The 17,014-nt window shown below is 59.1% G+C and carries 17 protein-coding genes and 1 tRNA gene (1 of these 18 only partly in view); 8 read left to right on the top strand and 10 right to left on the bottom strand.

The annotated features are described in order from the left end of the window. Window positions 1-815, bottom strand: partial view of a protein-methionine-sulfoxide reductase catalytic subunit MsrP gene (msrP, locus tag XMD517_RS12370; protein ID WP_173486709.1) — the 5' portion only. The gene continues 106 nt to the left of window position 1, outside the view; the window shows 815 of its 921 coding nt (coding positions 1-815); its start codon is at window positions 813-815; its stop codon lies beyond the left edge, outside the window. Between the two features lie 537 nt (window positions 816-1,352). On the opposite strand from msrP, the gene XMD517_RS15750 reads away from it, so the two are divergent. Next, window positions 1,353-1,589: a hypothetical protein gene (locus XMD517_RS15750; RefSeq protein ID WP_055192718.1), complete on the top strand. Its 237-nt coding sequence runs from the start codon at window positions 1,353-1,355 to the stop codon at window positions 1,587-1,589. Window positions 1,590-1,659: 70 nt separating this feature from the next. On the opposite strand, the gene dgt is transcribed toward XMD517_RS15750, so the two are convergent. Together dgt and clpB are read right to left on the bottom strand one after the other, a co-directional pair. After that, window positions 1,660-3,057: a dGTP triphosphohydrolase gene (gene dgt, locus XMD517_RS12360; RefSeq protein WP_254449727.1), complete on the bottom strand. Its 1,398-nt coding sequence runs from the start codon at window positions 3,055-3,057 to the stop codon at window positions 1,660-1,662. Window positions 3,058-3,142: 85 nt separating this feature from the next. Next, window positions 3,143-5,758 (bottom strand): ATP-dependent chaperone ClpB, encoded by a 2,616-nt coding sequence (gene clpB / locus XMD517_RS12355; RefSeq protein WP_173486710.1) that lies wholly within the window; start codon window positions 5,756-5,758, stop codon window positions 3,143-3,145. Between the two features lie 193 nt (window positions 5,759-5,951). Here clpB and XMD517_RS12350 point away from each other — a divergent pair, with 193 nt between their 5' ends. The 3 genes from XMD517_RS12350 (at window position 5,952) to XMD517_RS12340 (ending at window position 7,980) form a co-directional block, all read left to right on the top strand. Next, window positions 5,952-6,230: a hypothetical protein gene (locus XMD517_RS12350; RefSeq protein WP_173486711.1), complete on the top strand. Its 279-nt coding sequence runs from the start codon at window positions 5,952-5,954 to the stop codon at window positions 6,228-6,230. A 69-nt stretch (window positions 6,231-6,299) separates the two neighbouring features. Then, a complete protein-coding gene (gene pyrF / locus XMD517_RS12345; RefSeq protein ID WP_173486712.1) occupies window positions 6,300-7,016 on the top strand; it encodes an orotidine-5'-phosphate decarboxylase in 717 nt (238 codons plus the stop codon). Between the two features lie 208 nt (window positions 7,017-7,224). Then, on the top strand, window positions 7,225-7,980 hold the full coding sequence (locus tag XMD517_RS12340; RefSeq protein WP_173486713.1) for a hypothetical protein: 756 nt from the start codon (window positions 7,225-7,227) through the stop codon (window positions 7,978-7,980). Here XMD517_RS12340 and XMD517_RS12335 read toward each other — a convergent pair. Together XMD517_RS12335 and XMD517_RS12330 are read right to left on the bottom strand one after the other, a co-directional pair. Then, window positions 7,970-8,236 (bottom strand): NfeD family protein, encoded by a 267-nt coding sequence (locus XMD517_RS12335; RefSeq protein ID WP_173486714.1) that lies wholly within the window; start codon window positions 8,234-8,236, stop codon window positions 7,970-7,972. The two genes, XMD517_RS12340 and XMD517_RS12335, sit on opposite strands and share 11 nt — an antisense overlap. After that, window positions 8,236-9,114, bottom strand: coding sequence for an SPFH domain-containing protein (locus XMD517_RS12330; protein WP_173486715.1), 879 nt, complete (start codon window positions 9,112-9,114; stop codon window positions 8,236-8,238). The genes XMD517_RS12335 and XMD517_RS12330 overlap by 1 nt, the downstream gene beginning before the upstream one ends. Before the next feature lie 160 nt (window positions 9,115-9,274). Here XMD517_RS12330 and XMD517_RS12325 point away from each other — a divergent pair, with 160 nt between their 5' ends. After that, window positions 9,275-10,540, top strand: coding sequence for a DNA polymerase IV (locus XMD517_RS12325; RefSeq protein WP_173486919.1), 1,266 nt, complete (start codon window positions 9,275-9,277; stop codon window positions 10,538-10,540). 48 nt (window positions 10,541-10,588) lie between these two features. On the opposite strand, the gene XMD517_RS12320 is transcribed toward XMD517_RS12325, so the two are convergent. Continuing rightward, window positions 10,589-11,446 (bottom strand): N-formylglutamate amidohydrolase, encoded by an 858-nt coding sequence (locus XMD517_RS12320; RefSeq protein ID WP_173486716.1) that lies wholly within the window; start codon window positions 11,444-11,446, stop codon window positions 10,589-10,591. 167 nt (window positions 11,447-11,613) lie between these two features. On the opposite strand from XMD517_RS12320, the gene XMD517_RS12315 reads away from it, so the two are divergent. Further along, window positions 11,614-11,688, top strand: a tRNA-Val gene (locus XMD517_RS12315). Between the two features lie 96 nt (window positions 11,689-11,784). Then, on the top strand, window positions 11,785-11,910 hold the full coding sequence (gene ykgO / locus XMD517_RS12310; RefSeq protein ID WP_005850168.1) for a type B 50S ribosomal protein L36: 126 nt from the start codon (window positions 11,785-11,787) through the stop codon (window positions 11,908-11,910). A 70-nt stretch (window positions 11,911-11,980) separates the two neighbouring features. On the opposite strand, the gene XMD517_RS12305 is transcribed toward ykgO, so the two are convergent. Continuing rightward, window positions 11,981-12,874, bottom strand: a complete 894-nt coding sequence (locus tag XMD517_RS12305; RefSeq protein WP_173486717.1) for a LysR family transcriptional regulator — start codon at window positions 12,872-12,874, stop codon at window positions 11,981-11,983. A 209-nt stretch (window positions 12,875-13,083) separates the two neighbouring features. Between XMD517_RS12305 and XMD517_RS12300 the strand changes: the two genes are divergently transcribed. Further along, the gene (locus XMD517_RS12300; RefSeq protein ID WP_173486718.1) at window positions 13,084-13,407 is read left to right on the top strand and encodes a hypothetical protein; all 324 of its coding nucleotides are present in this window, start codon (window positions 13,084-13,086) and stop codon (window positions 13,405-13,407) included. 129 nt (window positions 13,408-13,536) lie between these two features. On the opposite strand, the gene XMD517_RS12295 is transcribed toward XMD517_RS12300, so the two are convergent. The 3 genes from XMD517_RS12295 to XMD517_RS12285 all read right to left on the bottom strand — a co-directional run bounded on the left by XMD517_RS12295 (window position 13,537) and on the right by XMD517_RS12285 (window position 17,014). Continuing rightward, window positions 13,537-14,757, bottom strand: a complete 1,221-nt coding sequence (locus XMD517_RS12295; protein WP_173486719.1) for a phenylacetate--CoA ligase family protein — start codon at window positions 14,755-14,757, stop codon at window positions 13,537-13,539. A 71-nt stretch (window positions 14,758-14,828) separates the two neighbouring features. Then, window positions 14,829-15,653, bottom strand: coding sequence for an ABC transporter ATP-binding protein (locus XMD517_RS12290; protein WP_055192730.1), 825 nt, complete (start codon window positions 15,651-15,653; stop codon window positions 14,829-14,831). Between the two features lie 74 nt (window positions 15,654-15,727). Next, the gene (locus XMD517_RS12285) at window positions 15,728-17,014 is read right to left on the bottom strand and encodes an ABC transporter substrate-binding protein (protein ID WP_173486720.1); all 1,287 of its coding nucleotides are present in this window, start codon (window positions 17,012-17,014) and stop codon (window positions 15,728-15,730) included.

Genomic DNA, 17,014 nt, shown 5'->3' with positions numbered 1-17,014 from the left:
ATCTTGCGCTCGGACGCCTGCGACCAGCGGGGGTGACTGACGGTCGGGTTCACATTGGAGTAGAACCCATATTCCGAAGGTTGCAGCATATTCCAGGTGGTGGGCGGTTCCTTGTCGGTCAAGGTGATCCGAACAATCGATTTGATCGACTTGAACCCGTATTTCCACGGCACCACCAACCGGATGGGCGCACCGTTCTGTTTCGGCATGTCCTCACCGTAGATACCGGTGGCCATCAAGGTCAGCGGATGCATCGCCTCATCCAGACGCAGCCCTTCACGGTAGGGCCATTCAATACCGCTGCCGCGCAGGCCCGGCATTTCATCCGGGCGCACCGCAGTTTCAAATGCAACATATTTGGCGCCGGATTGCACCCCGGCCCGGTTCAGAAGCTGGTTCAGTTCAAACCCGTTCCACGGGATGACCATCGACCACGCCTCGACACAGCGGAACCGATAGATCCGCTCTTCGATGCTGACCTTGGAAAGGATGTCCTCCAACCCATAATTGCCCGGCTTGTCGACCATCCCGTCGATCTGGATTGACCAGGGCGCCGTGGTCAGGCGGTGCGCATAGGTGGCGGGATCACCTTTGCCGGTGCCGAATTCGTAGAAGTTGTTGTAGGCGGTGATATCTTCCAATGAATTGGGTTTGGCATTGGTGGAATACTTGCCCGCCGCTACTGCGGGACCGGCAATGCCCCCGATGGCAGTGCCCAGCGCCACGGATCCGATCCCCTTCATCAGCTGGCGTCGGTTCAGAAAATCCGCCTTGGGCGTGACATCGGAATATTTCAGTTTGGACGAGTAAGCCATCGGGGCACCTTTTTCTGTCTGTTGCAAAAGAGGTAGTGCATCATGTCACAGATGCCAAAGCACATCACCTCACGTCCGCGTTGGCGCATTGTAACAATCCATCCTTATTACCTGCCTGCATCAATCACTGCGGTTTCTAAAGAGCTCTCGGACAGAGGGTGCAGCCTCCACCAAATCGTCTCCCCTCCCCTGCGGTGCACCCCTTCTCAGCTTTGGGCAGCGCCGCCAACACGGCTCAGCCGCAGAAGGTTGCCCCTACGGAAGCAAACTCCCGCCAAGCAGGCAAGCCACTGTGATTTAAGCAACTTTTCGCCAAAACCCGCGCGCACCATAGGTGAGCTTTCGCCAATATCCCATCTTGGTGCTTTTCTGCGCAATTTCTCGCGCGCAGGTGGTGCGCTTTCTCGCAAATCCACGCTCAAAACACCCGATTTGACGATTACCGATGCACAGGGGAACCGCATTGCGCCAGATAAGCCCGTGCCCCACGGGGCGCACCACTCACAAACCACTCACGGAACAAAAACGGAGAGAACCATGAAACTTTTCCCCCTCATCCCGCTGACCTTTATTGCAAGCGCAGGGATTGCTCTGGCCGACACCCAGATTGACACCAACGAAGACGGCCAGATCACCATGGAGGAACTGGTGGCTGTCTATGACCAGATCAGCACCGATACGTTTTCGCAGGCCGACACGGATGATGACGGCACGCTGAGCGTTGAGGAACTGGCTGCGGCGCGTGAGGCCGGCATTATCCCCTCAGAGATGTAACCCCACGTCTCTGCCACTCACGCCCCTTGCCCCTGCCGTCCCCCAACGGCAGGGGCCTTTTTTATGCCTTTCAGGTGCCGGACACCAGCTTGGCCACCTCTACCGCATAGCGATCGGTCATGCCTGACACGTAATCCGCCATGACATGCAGGGCAGAGTATTCGCTCTCAATTCCTCGTAGATCCAGATCCAGCGCGCGTGTCAGTTTCTGTTCGTATTCCGGCAGGTTTGAAGCCTCCCAATTGCAGGCCTGCAAGGCGTTGAACACCGGCAAGATACCGTCCAGAACACGCCGAATGACATTGCGACCACGCACCTCAAGCTTGGTCTTTCGCGGCGCCACGAACAATTGCTTCCCAGCCACGTTCCGAATTTTTCGAAATTCTTCACCCAATTGAGAATCGTCGATCAGTTCACCAGAATATTGCCCCGCCATAATGGCATCGTAATGCGCCTTGAATGCCTCAAAGCTGGCCCAGATCGCCCCACCAATTGCCATAGCACGGAAATGCGAGATCTTTTCATATTCCCTATGCGCGCCCAGATCATCATCATTGGGTTTGGTTTGGATCAACGGCAACAAAAGCGCGCGCACCTCATCAAAGCTCAGATCCCCTGCCGTGAACCCATCTTCGAGATCCACGATATTATAACAAATGTCATCCGCCGCTTCGACCAGGCAGACAAGCGGATGGCGTCGCCACCAGCTTTGCCCATCCGGGCCGGTCTCTTCGATCAGACCCAACGCCTGAGCGGTTTTGGCAAAAGTGACACGCTCTCCCTCAAAAAATCCAAACTTCTTTGCTCCGGCATAGATGTGTCTTTTGACCTCATCTGCGGGCACCCCCTCATCTTCTTTGGCTTTCTGGATTGCGGCCGAGGTGCTGGCGGACATCGGATATTTCGAAAACGCACCGATCACCGCATGGGACAGATCCATCCCCACTTCGCCGCGATACATCTCCAGCCGGGTCACGATCCGGTGGCCCTGCGCGTTCCCCTCGAAGGCGGTAAATTCCAGCTGCAAGGGGGCGGGTATGTCCTTGAAGAGCCCGGAGCCTTGGGCAAATTTCTCGGCAAACCAGCCGCTCATGCTCTCTTCACCCGAATGACCAAACGGCGGGTTGCCGATATCATGTGCCAGGCAGGCAGCATGAACAATTCCGGCCACCATATGCGCTTTCCCGCTGTCGATTTCCCCCTGGGTTTCAAGCCAGTGGCCAACCAGCATTCCAAGACTGCGCCCGACGCTGGCAACCTCGGCCGAATGGATCAACCGATGGCGCAGGTGGTCATTGTCGTAAAGGGGATGCACCTGCGTTTTGTTGGCCAACCTGCGAAACGGCGCTGAGAAGGTGATGCGGTCCGCGTCTATCGTATAATTCGGTCGCGCGAGGTCTTCTGCCTGTCCCGGTTTGCCGTGACGTCCGGTATTCAAAAGCGACGCCCATTCCATTCTCTTTGTCATTGCAGACCCTTCCTGCTCAAGTCCCTCACCCTTAACAAAAAAAGAGCCCGCCGGGAAAGCGGGCTCTTGCTTGGTTTTGCGTGGTTTAATGCACCACTGCATCCTCGGGCGGTTGCTGGTTCGTGTTGCCAACACGGTCGCCGATGATCAGCCCTTCGGCCCCGGCGGTGACAGAGATCGTGTCGCCATCCATCACATCCCCGGCCAGAAGCATTTCTGCCAATTGGTCCTGCAGCGCGCGCTGGATTACGCGTTTCAAAGGACGCGCACCGAACACGGGATCATACCCTTCATCCGCCAGCCAGGTCATCGCACCCTTGTCCAGATCAAGCGAGATATTCCGCCGCGCCAGACGCTTGCCCAGACGCGCAAGCTGGATTTCGACAATGCCATCCATATCCGCTCGTCCCAGACGGTCAAATATGATCGTCTCATCCAGCCGGTTCAGGAACTCGGGCCGGAAATGTGTCCGCACCGCATCCATCACATCGCGCTTTGCGTCCGAGGCATCCGCCCCATCCGGCAGCTGGCTGAGCGCCTGCGCGCCAAGGTTCGACGTCAGGATGATCAGCGTCTGCTTGAAATCAACCGTTCGACCCTGACCATCGGTCAGCACCCCATCATCCAGGACCTGCAACAGCACGTTGAACACGTCGGGGTGCGCCTTTTCGACCTCGTCGAACAGCACAACCTGATAGGGACGTCGCCGCACGGCTTCGGTCAGAACACCGCCTTCGTCATAACCGACATAGCCCGGAGGCGCACCGATCAGGCGGGCCACCGCGTGTTTCTCCATGAACTCGGACATATCAATGCGCACCATCGCGCTGTCATCATCAAAGAGGAACTCCGCCACAGCTTTGGTCAGCTCGGTTTTCCCCACGCCGGTCGGCCCGAGGAACAGGAAACTGCCCAGCGGGCGGTTTTCATCATTCAGCCCGGCGCGCGCGCGGCGCACAGCGTTCGACACTGCTTTCACGGCGGAATGCTGGCCGATCACGCGACGGTGCAGATCCTCTTCCATACGCAAAAGCTTCTCGCGTTCGCCCTCAAGCATTTTCGAGGTCGGAATACCCGTCCAGCGCTCCACCACCGAGGCAATCTGCTCAGGGCGCACCGCCTCTTCGACCATCATATCGCTGTCTGCATCCTCGGCCGCCTCGAGTTTCTTCTCAAGCTCGGGGATGATGCCATAAGACAGCTCCCCCGCGCGGGCGAGGTTGCCATCCCGCTTGGCGATATCAAGTTCGGCGCGGGCGCGGTCGAGATGCTCCTTCAACTCACGCGCACCTTCCAGCTTGGCCCGTTCCGCCTGCCATTTGGCCGTCAGGGACGCGGATTTCTCCTGAAGATCCCCCAGTTCCTGCTCAAGCTTCTCAAGGCGGTCTTTGGACGCTTTGTCATCTTCAAGCTTCAACGCTTCCCCTTCGATCTGCATCTGCATGATCTGACGGTCCAGCGCGTCCAGCTCCTCGGGTTTGCTGTCCACTTCCATGCGCAGACGGCTGGCGGCTTCGTCCACAAGGTCAATCGCCTTGTCCGGCAGGAAGCGGTCAGTGATATAGCGATGCGACAGCGTGGCCGCCGACACCAGCGCACTGTCCGAGATCCGCACCCCATGGTGCAGCTCGTATTTCTCCTTGATGCCGCGCAGGATCGAAATCGTGTCTTCGACAGTGGGTTCCTCAACCATCACCGGCTGGAACCGGCGGGCAAGGGCCGCGTCTTTTTCCACATATTTGCGATACTCATCCAGCGTGGTGGCACCCACACAGTGCAGTTCCCCGCGGGCAAGCGCAGGTTTGATCAGGTTGGCCGCATCCATCGCGCCATCCGACTTCCCGGCACCGACCAGCGTGTGCATTTCATCGATGAAAAGGATGATCTCACCCGCCGCAGCGGTTACCTCGTTCAGCACCGCTTTCAGGCGTTCCTCAAATTCACCGCGATATTTCGCACCGGCAATCAGCGCCCCCATATCAAGCGCCAGCAGACGCTTGTTGCGCAGGCTTTCCGGCACATCGCCATTGACGATGCGCAGGGCAAGCCCTTCGGCAATGGCGGTTTTCCCCACGCCGGGCTCCCCGATCAGAACCGGATTGTTCTTGGTGCGACGTGACAGCACCTGCATCGAGCGACGAATTTCCTCATCGCGGCCAATGATCGGGTCAATCTTGCCTTCCCGCGCCACCTCGGTCAGGTCACGGGCATATTTCGAAAGCGCTTCATAGCTGTCTTCGGCACTGGCGCTGTCCGCCGTGCGCCCCTGACGCAGATCATTGATCGCAGCATTGAGCGATTTTGCATCCACACCGCCCGCTTCCAGCGCATCACGCGCCTTTGACTTCACAACAGCCAACGCGGTCAGCAGTCGCTCAACCGGCACGAAACTGTCCCCGGCCTGCTTGGCCAGTTTGCCCGCCTCATCCACCAGAACCGCGATCGAATTGTCCATATAGACCTGCGCACCCTCGCCGGACACTTTGGGCAGCTTCGCCATCCGCTCCTCAAGTGCCGCCAGCACACGTTCCGGCGCCCCACCTGCCTTGCGGATCAGGTTGGCACTCATCCCTTCTTCGTCATCCAGAAGGGCCTTCAAAACATGTTCGGGAACAAGGCGCTGGTGATTCTCGCGCATGGCGATGGTCTGGGCGGCCTGAATAAACCCACGCGACCGCTCGGTGAATTTCGATACGTCCATATCATTCTCCTTATCTCAAGCGCCCGAGAGAAAGGATGCCCACTGTTGCGGCACACCCCGGTTCGGGCCTCATAAGTCAGATGGGCATCCTTTTGGTTGAATGCAAGTGGTGTCTTTTCGCGGGGAATGCTGTTCGGAAATTACCCTGAAACATCGCTGTCTTGTCCCTGATATTGGGGCCATGAGAGGGGCCATGATGATCACATCCATTACCATTTCCGGGGTCACATTTAACGAGGCGGAGCAAAAGCTAAACGCCTCTGTTGTCCTAACACTTGGCACATCGGAAACCGATATCACCACCCGCGCGCAGTTCCTGTGTCGGACCGACATCGGCCCGGACCAACCCCGCGACCATCAATTGCTCTCCCTTGCCCGTGAGGCCTTGCGCCAGGCCCGGCGCCTGCCGGATTGCGTTGATCTTGCCGAAAACACCGCATTCCACCCCCAGAACATCACGCTCGTGGCCTGACCATTCATCTGCCATTTGCCTTTGTCGCACACGCGCAGTAGGAGAGGCAGGACCAAGTAGGAGCCTGCCATGACCACCAAAGCCGATGACCGCCTGATTGTTGCCCTTGATGTCCCCAATGCGCTGGAGGGGCTGAAGCTGGCTGAAACCCTGGGGGATGCTGTCAGTTTCTACAAGATCGGCCTCGGCATGCTGACCGGAGGCGGACTTGCACTTGCCAATGAGCTGAAATCCGAACAGGGCAAGAAAATCTTCCTCGACATGAAACTCTTCGACATCGGCAATACGGTCGAAGCAGCGGTGCGCGGGCTTGCTCAATTCGACCTGGATTTCCTGACCGTGCATGGCGACCCGCATGTGGTGCGCGCCGCGCAGGAAGGCAAAGGCGGCAAAGACATGAAGATCCTCGCCGTGACCATCCTCACCTCGTTGGATCGCGCTGATCTGGATGCCAGCCTGATCAAACCCGGTGACGTGCAGGATCTTGTGCTCGAACGCGCCGCCCGCGCGATGGACGCCGGCGCCGATGGGGTGATTGCCTCACCACAAGAAGCCGCACTCATCCGCGCCCTGCCCGAGGCCGAAGGCAAGCTGATTGTCACCCCCGGCGTACGCCCCGCAGGTGCCGCTCTCGGGGACCAGAAACGCGTCGCAACCCCGGCGCAGGCCGTGGCCGACGGCGTCGATCACATCGTGGTAGGTCGTCCGATCCGCAACGCCGCCAACCCGCGCGCGGCCGCCGAAGCGATCCTTGCAGAACTCGCCACGCCGCTGACACAGCACTGACCTGCTGTCATATTTTCTGGTTACAAATATCCTGGGGTGAGGCCGTCAGGCCGAGGGGCAACGCCCCTCCCCTCCGCCCCGCTCCTCAAGATGTGAGCAAACGCGATTTGCCCTGCGACCGCCCTCTCAGGAACATGGCCTCGTAGTTGGTGACACGCGGCGTGACATGCCGTGGCACCACGCCCTTTGAGCACGAGGCCCCTGTATCATGTCCCGCCACCACGGCCCCGACCTTGCCACCATGTTGCGCCTGCGCCGGTCAATCGGCGCAATTGGCCTTGGCCTGCCAATTGTTCTCATGCTGGGGGCGATGATTGCGCAGATGCCCATGAAGAATTCCATTTCCGAATTCTACTACTCCCCCTTGCGCGAAATCTTCATCGGCGCCGCGGCCGGGGTCGGACTGTTTTTGCTGGCCTATCAGGGATATCCTGCAATGAATGGCGAGTGGCTGACGGATCGCCGTGTTTCGAACTTGGCCGGGGCCAGCGTTCTGTTCATGGCCGCGGTCCCAACCAATTGCCTGCAGGCAACATGCTATCCGCCTCAGACCCTGATGGATCAACTGATTGCTGATGACCGCCTGCAAGCCGCACTGCATCTTGGAGCCGCCGGCCTGTTCCTGACCAGCCTCGGCGTCATGTCCCATACCTTGTTCACCCGCTGCACCGCCCCACCCTGCAGCATGCAAAAAGAGCGGCGCAACCTGTGTTACCGGCTATTTGGCTGGGTCATCTATGCCATGGTGGCCCTGGTAGGGGGCGTCAAACTGGTGTTTCCAGAGCTGGGGCATGTTTGGGACAATGGCTGGCATTTCACCTTCTGGGCAGAAAGTGTTGCCCTTTGGGCTTTTGGCCTGTCCTGGCTGATGAAGGGCGAGGCGCTGCATGACACCTTGCCCTATTTTTACGAACCCGCGCCGGTTGAGACCGGCGCGCGCCCTGACAACGCGGCTACTCGTTGATGTCGCGGTCGAAACTTTTCGACTGCCCGTCCCGCACCCCGAATGCACGGCGCATGATCAACCAGGCGATGACCGACACAGCCCCAAAGATCACCAACAGGGCGGGCAGACCGATTGAGGGGCCAATCAGGGTCAACAGCGCCACGACCGCAGCCCCGGCGGCAAAGCCCAGAAAGACGAAACCTGGCACGAAGATTTCAAGGATCACCAGGCCAATGGCACCGGCCGCCCAGACCCACCATTCATGCCAGAGCATCAGGATTTACCTTTCAGCAATTTAAAGGCATCCCCGAAGGCATCCAGCGCATTGGACGGCAGAAGCACAGTCTGTTTGCCCTCGCCCTTGCCCACAATGGCCAGCGCCTCGACCTGTTTCAGAGCGACCTGATATTGCGCTGCCTCAATACCATTTTCCTTGATCGCCTTGGCCACAACCTGTGTTGCATAGGCTTCGGCATCTGCCGAGATCCGGCGTGCCTCTGCTTCTTTCTGGGCGGCATAAAGTTCGGCATCCGCAGAAAGTTCCACCGCACGGCGCTTACCCTCGGCCTCGGTCACCTGCGCGCGGCGCGCGCGTTCCGCATTCAGCTGTTGCAGCATTGCTTCGCGGGTGGCTGCATCAAGATTCACGTCGAGGATTTCAGCACGGGTCACTTCGATCCCCCAGTCATCCACCGCATCCGCAACCTGTTGCTTGATCTTGGCAATCAGCTGCTGGCGGTTCGACTGCACCTCGTCCAGCTCCATCTCACCGATCCCGGCCCGAACAATCCCGGCAACCGTCGTGGCAATTGCCGCATCCACGTCACGGATACGGTAAACCGTCTTTTCCGGCTCCAGAATGCGATAAAACACCGACGTATCCACCTGCACCAACACGTTGTCGGAGGTGATGGCGTCCTGAGAGTTCGTCGGCAGCTGGCGTTCCAGGATCGAGACCTTGTGGCGCACCACATCAAGGAACGGCACCAGAAAGTTGATCCCCGGCCCCAGAACCGCCTGCAGGCGCCCAAAACGTTCAACCACGAATTTCTGACTTTGCGGAACAATCTTGACGCCCTTGAAAACCGTCAGGATCAGAAAGGCGGCAAAGACCAGCAAAACAATATTACCGCCACCAAGAAGTTCGTTCATTTTATCCCTCGTCAATCATAATAGTTTCAATTTCCACAACATATGGTCGTATCCTCGGGGAAATACAATATCCTGCCCGGCATACGACCCGGCGGTTGCACCGGCCTCCGGCCCGCATGTTCCCCTTTCACCCCCGCGTATGCTTGGATATGATCAGGCCATGCCCAGCCTGTGCCGATCCTGCCTGACCCCCTTTGAAACAGACCCGCCGACGCGGCGCTGTCCGGTCTGTCGCAGCCCGCGCCTGACCTCCCATCCAGAGCTTTTTGACCTTTCCATCGCGCATATGGATTGTGACGCCTTTTACGCATCGGTCGAAAAACGCGACAATCCGGATCTGGCCGACAAGCCCGTCATCATCGGGGGTGGAAGGCGCGGCGTGGTGTCAACCGCCTGCTATGTGGCGCGCATTCGCGGCGTGAAATCAGCGATGCCGATGTTTCAGGCTCTGAAGCTCTGCCCTGATGCGGTTGTCATCAAACCACGTGGCAGCCATTACGCGGCCATTTCAAAACAGATCCGCGCAATGATGGAGGAGCTGACGCCGTCGATTGAACCCCTGTCGCTCGATGAGGCCTTTCTGGACATGAGCGGCACCGCCAAGCTGCATGGCAACCCCCCGGCGGTGATGCTGGCGGGCCTCGTGAAGCGGATGAAAGATGAGCTGGGCCTGACTGGTTCCATCGGGCTTTCACACAATAAATTCCTCGCCAAAGTGGCGTCGGACCTCGACAAGCCGCGGGGGTTTTCCGTGATCGGCAAAGCCGAGACCATGGATTTCCTGCGCGATAAGCCGGTGCGAATGATCTGGGGGGTTGGCCCCGCCGCCCAGACCCAGCTGGAGCGCGCTGGCATCCGCACCTTTACCGACCTGCTGCGCTGGGACGAAAGCGATCTGGTGGCACGGTTCGGCTCAATGGGGACCCGACTTTTCCATCTGGCCCGTGGCGAGGACCGGAGGCGGGTCTCGGCCCATGCCCCGGTCAAATCAATTTCAAAGGAAACCACGTTTTATGAAGACACCGGGGCGCTTGAACTTCTGGACGGACATCTGTGGCGCCTGGCCGAACAGGTGTCAGACCGCGCCAAGGCCAAGGGTAAGGCGGGGCGGGTGGTTACCCTGAAACTGAAACGCGCCAATCATGCCAGCCTGACCCGGCGGGTGAGCCTTGGCGACAGCACCCAATCCGCTGACCGGATTTATCGCACCGCACGTCCTTTGCTGGAACGGGCGCTCAGCGAAGGGCCGTTTCGCCTGATCGGCGTCGGGATCAGCGATCTGGTGGGGGCTGAGGGGGCCGATCTGACCGATGACCTGCTTGACCCGCAAGCGCGCCAACGGCGGGCCGCTGAACGGGCCACGGATGAGATCCGCGCGCGCTTTGGCAAGACGCTTATCGTCAAGGGACGGGCTTTGCGCAAATAAAGCGCGCGGATGTCCGTTTGGGGTGCCAAAGCCAAAACGCCTATGCGGCTATTCCGCCGCGAGCCGCTCTTCAGAACACCCGATCTGACAGATATCCTGCGCCACTTTCGTCAGCCGCGTTCTGACCTGATCAAACTGCCCATTCGGCCGCACCATGCCTTCGTTCATATAAAGCGCGCGATCAATCTCAACCTGCACCACATGCTGATGATATGTCGGGCGGCCATAATGCTGCGCCATATAGGCGCCCGCGAAGGGCGTGTTCAGCGCAACGCTGAACCCCTGGGCTTCGAAAGCAGAGGCCACCAGTTTCACAATCCCGGCCGAGGCCGCCGCGCCATAACGATCCCCGAGGACAATATCGGGGCGCACGCCCTTATAGGTCACATTGCGCACTGCCTCATGCGGCATGGAATGACAGTCGATCAACACGGCCTGACCAAACTGGCGATGGCAATCATCAAGAAGGCGCTGCAGCTGGTCATGATAGGGGAACCAGACCTCGGACAGGCGTTGCTGGGCCTCGCTCAGGCTGATCTTGCCATGATAGATCGGGCGCGCACCGGCCACCACGCGGGGGATCACCCCCAAGCCCGAGGCAATCCGCGCATTCAGCGCCTGTCGCCGCACCCCGCGCACCAGGGCCGGGTCAAGTTCTTCGGCCCCACGATTGAGATCGACATAGGCCCGCGGTGCATTGGCCACCAGAAACGGGGCTCCGAACAGCGGCACATCGGCAAACAGCATGTCCACAAACGCATCCTCAGAGGAACGGATCTGCCACTGGTCCAGAAGGGTCGCGCGCAGAAAAGACTGCTCATAGGCCCGCCCGGAATGGGGGGACGCAAAAACAACGCTGGTGCATCGCTCAGCCGGCAGATATAGCGCGTAAGGTTGGTTTTGCATGGTTGCTCGCACTGGTGTCTTCTGTCTTTCATATAAAGGCAAAAAAACTCTCACCAAAAGCCCTTGCGTCCTGCGCCGACTCCTTTTATAGGGACGGGACCGGCGCGGGATTTCCCGCGTTGTGTTGTTTGAAAGAGGGTGAAAACCTTGTTTCGGATAGGATTTCAGGGCGATTAGCTCAGCGGTAGAGCACTTCGTTGACATCGAAGGGGTCACTGGTTCGATCCCAGTATCGCCCACCATGAACCGCCGCACCGGATTATCGGGGTCCCCGATCAGGTGTTGGCAAAATGAAGCACAAGGCGCAATCCGCAGCGCCGCGTTGAAGGAGATAGGACATGAAAGTTCGTAACTCGCTCCGCTCGCTGAAAAACCGCCATCGCGATTGCCGCGTTGTGCGTCGCAAAGGCCGCGTTTATGTGATCAACAAAACGCAGCGCCGCTTCAAAGCTCGTCAGGGTTAATCCCCGGAGTTTTGGCATCAGCCAAGCGATTTGAAAGGCCGTCCTTCTGGGCGGCTTTTTCTTTGCGCCGCTATTCGGGGCGGGCAGCTGTTTTGCCCGGTGTGATCAGCTGCGCCCCAAAGTCACGTAGCATCGCCGCCTGGAGCCAAGTGATCACCGCCCTGACCCGCTTGCTTTCCATCGTGTCCGGGTTGCGATGCAGGTGAAGCACCCGGCCCATCTGTATGGCGCCTTCCCCTTCCTGCAGCCGAACCAGACGGGGGTTTTCACCGCCCAGACATTCCGGCAACACTCCCTTGCCAATGCCATCCTCAACCGCCGTCATCAAAATGCTGGCATCCGTGGCCGTCAGTGGAACCTGCACCTTTTCACCCAGCTTTTTCCTAAGCTGGCGCGTCATGGTTGGCCCCGGCGCGTCATCATCCCGAAACAGCACCCATCGCAGTGATTGTGCGGGCAGATCGAAGGCCCTGTAGCTCGCATAGGGCAACATGCAAAACGGTGTTGAAAACTCCATCGCGGCCGGGGGCGCATCAAACCACAGGGACAGGGTTGCCTCGCCATGCGGCGGCACGGGGGGCAGGCGCCCCGAAAGGCGCAGCTCAAGCCTTGGATGGCTGTTCAGAATATCCTTCGCTGCACGACATGCCAGACGTTGCAAAATCCAGGTATTGCTGACGATCCTGACAACCCCGGCCACATTTTCCGATTGCTCTCGCAGGTCATCCTGCATCTGCTCCAGCATCGCTTCGACGCTTCTGGCATGTTCCAGCACGATGCGCCCCTGATCTGTCGCCATGAAGCCGGATTTGGAGCGGACGAACAAAATCTCTCCCAACTGGGCTTCAAGCGCGTTCAGGCGGCGCCCGACGGTGGTCTGATCCATTTCCAGCAATTGTGCGGCCTGCGTCAGTGTTCCGGCGCGCGCAATCGCCATCACGACTTTCAAATGGCTCCAGTCCATCCTGCACCTCGGGTCTTGTGGCCAGCCGTGGCAGCCAGGCCTGCGCATAGTAACCTGCAAATATGCAGGAAGGTTAGGCGTTTGAGATGCTTAATGTCCAGCACCTGTTCGGATAACGTGAAAAATCAGGGATGACGAACAGGCCCCCCGGTTTCCAGACGGGACAAGCATTGCACCACAACCCACCTTCGAAGACAGGGAGAACAATTATGCATTTCAAGACCCTTTCCACATTTGCGAGCGTCATGGCCCTTATGGCCGCATGTTCGCAGGCCCCCGCCCCCGAACCCATTCGCGCGGATCCCGTGTTCAACAAACTAGGGGAGCCGATCGGATGTGAACAAGGATATGTGCTGGTTGCAGGAACCGCGGCCCCGCCGGTCTGTGTCCCCGATGGTGGGGAATGTGCGGATCCCGCTTATTATGACGCCAATGGGTCCTTGGTGGATCCCTGCCCCGAACCGCGCGATCCACGTGATCGCGGTGACACGCCCCAGCGTGACCCGCAGCGCCCTACACCTGATCCCCAGTAACCACCTCATCTTATGAAAAAAGGGCCGAGACAAAGCTCGGCCCAGTTCATCAGGAGGAAGAAGTTACCTGACGGGGATTTGTCCTGCGGATGCGGTCAGGGCTGCAGCCGCAGAAACCAACTCGGTTAATCAGTCGTAGACCCGCTGATCGTCGATCACGACACCATCATTGGGCAGGCTGCCGCGGGCGACGATCTCGATCTTGCCTTTCAGCTTCAGTGTCTCGGCCACGGATTTGGCAAACGGGGCCGGGTCGGTGGCGTCGGTTTCCACCTGCACGGTCATCGCGTCCATCTCGCCCTCACGGGTGGCAATCACGCGGGCTTTCGCAACTTCCGAATGCTTGGCCACGAAATCGGCGACCTGTTCCGGGCGCACGAACATCCCTTTGATCTTGGCGGTCTGGTCAGCGCGACCCATCCAGCCTTTGATACGCATATTGGTGCGACCGCAGGGGCTTTCGCCTTCCATCACCGCTGACAGGTCGCCGGTGGCAAAGCGGATCAGCGGGTAGTCGGGGTTGAGCGTGGTCACCACCACTTCCCCCACCTCTCCCGGTGCCACGGGATCACCGGTGCCGGGGCGCACAATCTCGACAATCACGCCCTCATCGACAATCATGCCTTCCATCGCGTCGCTTTCATAAGCCACGTTGCCCAGATCGGCAGTGGCATAGCTTTGCAGGCAGGTGATGCCGCGATCGGCGTATTCCTGACGCAGGCTCGGGAACAGTGCCCCGCCCCCCACGGCAGCCTTTGTGATCTTGAGCTTCACACCATCTGCATCGGCACGGTCGAGAATGATCTTCAGATAATCCGGCGTGCCGGCATAGGCAGTGGTGCCAATATCGGCCGCGGCGCGCACCTGAAGCTCGGTCTGGCCCACTCCGGCCGGCACCACAGCAGCCCCAACAGCACGCGCGCCATTTTCAAAGATCATGCCCGCAGGGGTCAGGTGGTAGCCGAAACAGTTCTGCACAATGTCGCCTTCCCCGATGCCGCAGGCATTGAGGAACCGCCCCATGCGCCACCAGTCATGTCCGACCCCACCGGGTTCATAGATCGGTCCGGGCGATTGGAAGATATGGGCAAACTTATGTGTCGGCAGGGCAGCATACCCACCAAGAGGACCATCTGCAGCCTGCGCCTTGCCGATCTCGGACTTGCGCAGAACCGGCAGTTTGGCCAGATCAGCCAGGGTTTTGACCGAAGCGGCGTCGACCCCCTTGAGGCTTTCACCATAGCCCGAGAGGGCCTGTGCGCGTGCGATCTGCGCGGGCAGTGCAACGGCCAATGCGCTGATGCGTTCATCTGCGGAACGGGTTTCCAGCGCGTCAAAATACTTGGACATGAGTGAAACCTCTTGTCTGAGCCGGCAGCCACCGGCGATACGGAACTTTTAAAGGTGGCGTTGAGGGGCGATCAGGCCAGCCAACGCTTACGACGGCGGTAGGAGCGCACGTCGCGGAAGCTCTTGCGCCCTTCATCGGACATGCCGAGATAGAATTCTTTCACATCCGGGTTTTCGCGCAGTTCAGCAGCGGGACCGTCCATCACGATGCGGCCATTTTCCAGAATGTAACCGTAATGGGCATAACGCAGCGCCACGTTGGTGTTCTGTTCAGCCAGAAGGAAGGTTGTGCCCTGCTCTTCGTTCAGACGTTTCACGATCTCGAAAATCTGTTCCACAAGCTGCGGTGCAAGACCCATCGAGGGTTCATCCAGCAAGATCATTTCCGGGCGTGACATCATGGCGCGGCCCATGGCCACCATCTGTTGTTCCCCACCGGAGGTGTAGCCGGCCTGAGACTTGCGGCGCTCTGCCAGGCGCGGGAAATACTCATAGACCATTTCCAGGTCTTTTGCGACGGCAGCACGGCCATCCGTGCGGGTATAGGCCCCGGTCAGAAGGTTTTCTTCCACTGTCAGGTGTTCGAAACAATGGCGGCCTTCCATCACCTGAATAACCCCGCGCTTCACCAGCGCAGCCGGGTTCAGTTCGGCTATGTTTTCGCCCATATGGTCGATGGTTCCCTTGGTCACCTCGCCCCGCTCTGCCTGCAACAGGTTGGAAATGGCTTTGAGCGTGGTGGTCTTCCCTGCACCGTTCCCGCCCAGAAGCGCGGTGATGCCCCCTTTCGGGACCGAGAGGCTTACACCTTTCAGGACGAGGATCACGTGATTGTAGATCACCTCGATATTGTTGACCTCGAGCAGGTTCTCTTTTGCTTTCGCGGCGTCCAGCATGATTGGTCGTCCTTAACGTAGTCGTTCATGGGATGGTTCGGGCCAAATGGCCCGAACCCTTCGCGTATCGCGGCTTAGTTGCAGCGCTCAGCGATGTTGTTTTCAGCAGCGTAGGCTTGCGAGTCGGCGTCGATCAGCGGCTGGATCACTTCCATATCCGACGGACCGAAATCCGAGATCAGCGACCAGGTGCCTTTGCCTGCATCCCACTGCGAGATCGCAGCAGTGCCGGGGCCACCGTGGTTTTCACACGATACCGAGAATGCCGGGCCGAAGCCTTCCATGCCCAGTTCTTTCATGCGGGCATCGGTGATTTCCAGCTGCTCCAAACCATCACGCATCTGACCCGAGGTGATGTCTTTCACACCGTGGATCTCCTGCGCTTTGCGGGCAGCTTCGGCCAGCACCATCGCAGCGTAAACGCCACGGTTGTAGATCACGGTGCCGACATTGTCGCCGTTACCGGCGGCTTTGCCTGCGTCCACAACATATTTCTGGATGTCGCCAAAGACCGGATAGTCTGAGCCAACACCGTGGAAGGCAACAGCCTTGTAGCCGTTTGCAGCGTCACCAGCCGGTTTCACGTCGTGCTCAGCACCCGACCACCAGACACCGATCATGTTTTCCAGCGGGAAGCGGATGTTGGCAGCTTCCTGAATGGCCACCTGGTTCATCACGCCCCAGCCCCAGAACAGAACATAGTCCGGACGCTCACGGCGGATCTGCAGCCACTGCGACTTCTGCTCCTGACCCGGATAGTCAACCGGGATGGCCGAGAAGTTGAAGCCGTGTTTTTCGCCCAGCTTGGTCAGGGTCGGGATCGGCTCTTTACCATAGGCACCGTTGAAGTGCAGCAAGATCACTTTCTTGCCGTTCAGGTCGCCGCCGTTCAGATCCAGCAGGTGGTTCACAGCAGCCGAGGCACCGTTCCAGTAGTTGGCCGGATAGTTGAACACGTGGCTGAACACTTTACCGTTGGCAGCCGAAGTCCGACCGTAACCCGGGGTGTAAAGCGGGATGTCATCTGCGGTCGCTTTCGGGATCAGCTGATAGGTGATGCCGGTCGACAGCGGGTTATAGGCAAGAGCGCCCTCGCCTTTGGTCGATTCATAGCATTCCACACCTTTTTCGGTGTTGTAAGCGGTTTCACATTCCGGCACGGCGATCTTTACGCCACCCACACCACCATCACGCTCGTTGAGCAGGGTCATGTAGTCGGCAAAACCGTCGGCGTAAGGAATGCCACCAGCGGCAAAGGGGCCGGTGCGATAGCTCAGCGACGGGAAAACGAGATCGGCCATTGCCGGTGCGCCTACCATCAGCGCGGCAACCGACGCCGCTGCAACTTTCTTAAAGGTCAT

This window comes from Aliiroseovarius sp. xm-d-517, assembly GCF_013283135.1.
Classification (GTDB): domain Bacteria; phylum Pseudomonadota; class Alphaproteobacteria; order Rhodobacterales; family Rhodobacteraceae; genus Aliiroseovarius; species Aliiroseovarius crassostreae.
This window is presented reverse-complemented; position numbering and strand designations above follow the sequence as displayed.

Excerpts from the sequence above, each read along its gene's own strand:
- XMD517_RS12285 (WP_173486720.1), bottom strand. The coding sequence starts at position 17,014 with ATGACCTTTAAGAAAGTTGCAGCGGCGTCGGTTGCCGCGCTGATGGTA.
- XMD517_RS12335 (WP_173486714.1), bottom strand. The coding sequence starts at position 8,236 with ATGCTCTGGCATGAATGGTGGGTCTGGGCGGCCGGTGCCATTGGCCTG.
- XMD517_RS12340 (WP_173486713.1), top strand. The coding sequence starts at position 7,225 with ATGTCCCGCCACCACGGCCCCGACCTTGCCACCATGTTGCGCCTGCGC.
- XMD517_RS12290 (WP_055192730.1), bottom strand. The coding sequence starts at position 15,653 with ATGCTGGACGCCGCGAAAGCAAAAGAGAACCTGCTCGAGGTCAACAAT.
- XMD517_RS12330 (WP_173486715.1), bottom strand. The coding sequence starts at position 9,114 with ATGAACGAACTTCTTGGTGGCGGTAATATTGTTTTGCTGGTCTTTGCC.
- XMD517_RS12300 (WP_173486718.1), top strand. The coding sequence starts at position 13,084 with ATGCATTTCAAGACCCTTTCCACATTTGCGAGCGTCATGGCCCTTATG.
- XMD517_RS12295 (WP_173486719.1), bottom strand. The coding sequence starts at position 14,757 with ATGTCCAAGTATTTTGACGCGCTGGAAACCCGTTCCGCAGATGAACGC.
- XMD517_RS12320 (WP_173486716.1), bottom strand. The coding sequence starts at position 11,446 with ATGCAAAACCAACCTTACGCGCTATATCTGCCGGCTGAGCGATGCACC.
- XMD517_RS15750 (WP_055192718.1), top strand. The coding sequence starts at position 1,353 with ATGAAACTTTTCCCCCTCATCCCGCTGACCTTTATTGCAAGCGCAGGG.
- dgt (WP_254449727.1), bottom strand. The coding sequence starts at position 3,057 with ATGACAAAGAGAATGGAATGGGCGTCGCTTTTGAATACCGGACGTCAC.
- ykgO (WP_005850168.1), top strand. The coding sequence starts at position 11,785 with ATGAAAGTTCGTAACTCGCTCCGCTCGCTGAAAAACCGCCATCGCGAT.
- XMD517_RS12305 (WP_173486717.1), bottom strand. The coding sequence starts at position 12,874 with ATGGACTGGAGCCATTTGAAAGTCGTGATGGCGATTGCGCGCGCCGGA.
- pyrF (WP_173486712.1), top strand. The coding sequence starts at position 6,300 with ATGACCACCAAAGCCGATGACCGCCTGATTGTTGCCCTTGATGTCCCC.
- XMD517_RS12350 (WP_173486711.1), top strand. The coding sequence starts at position 5,952 with ATGATGATCACATCCATTACCATTTCCGGGGTCACATTTAACGAGGCG.
- clpB (WP_173486710.1), bottom strand. The coding sequence starts at position 5,758 with ATGGACGTATCGAAATTCACCGAGCGGTCGCGTGGGTTTATTCAGGCC.
- XMD517_RS12325 (WP_173486919.1), top strand. The coding sequence starts at position 9,275 with ATGCCCAGCCTGTGCCGATCCTGCCTGACCCCCTTTGAAACAGACCCG.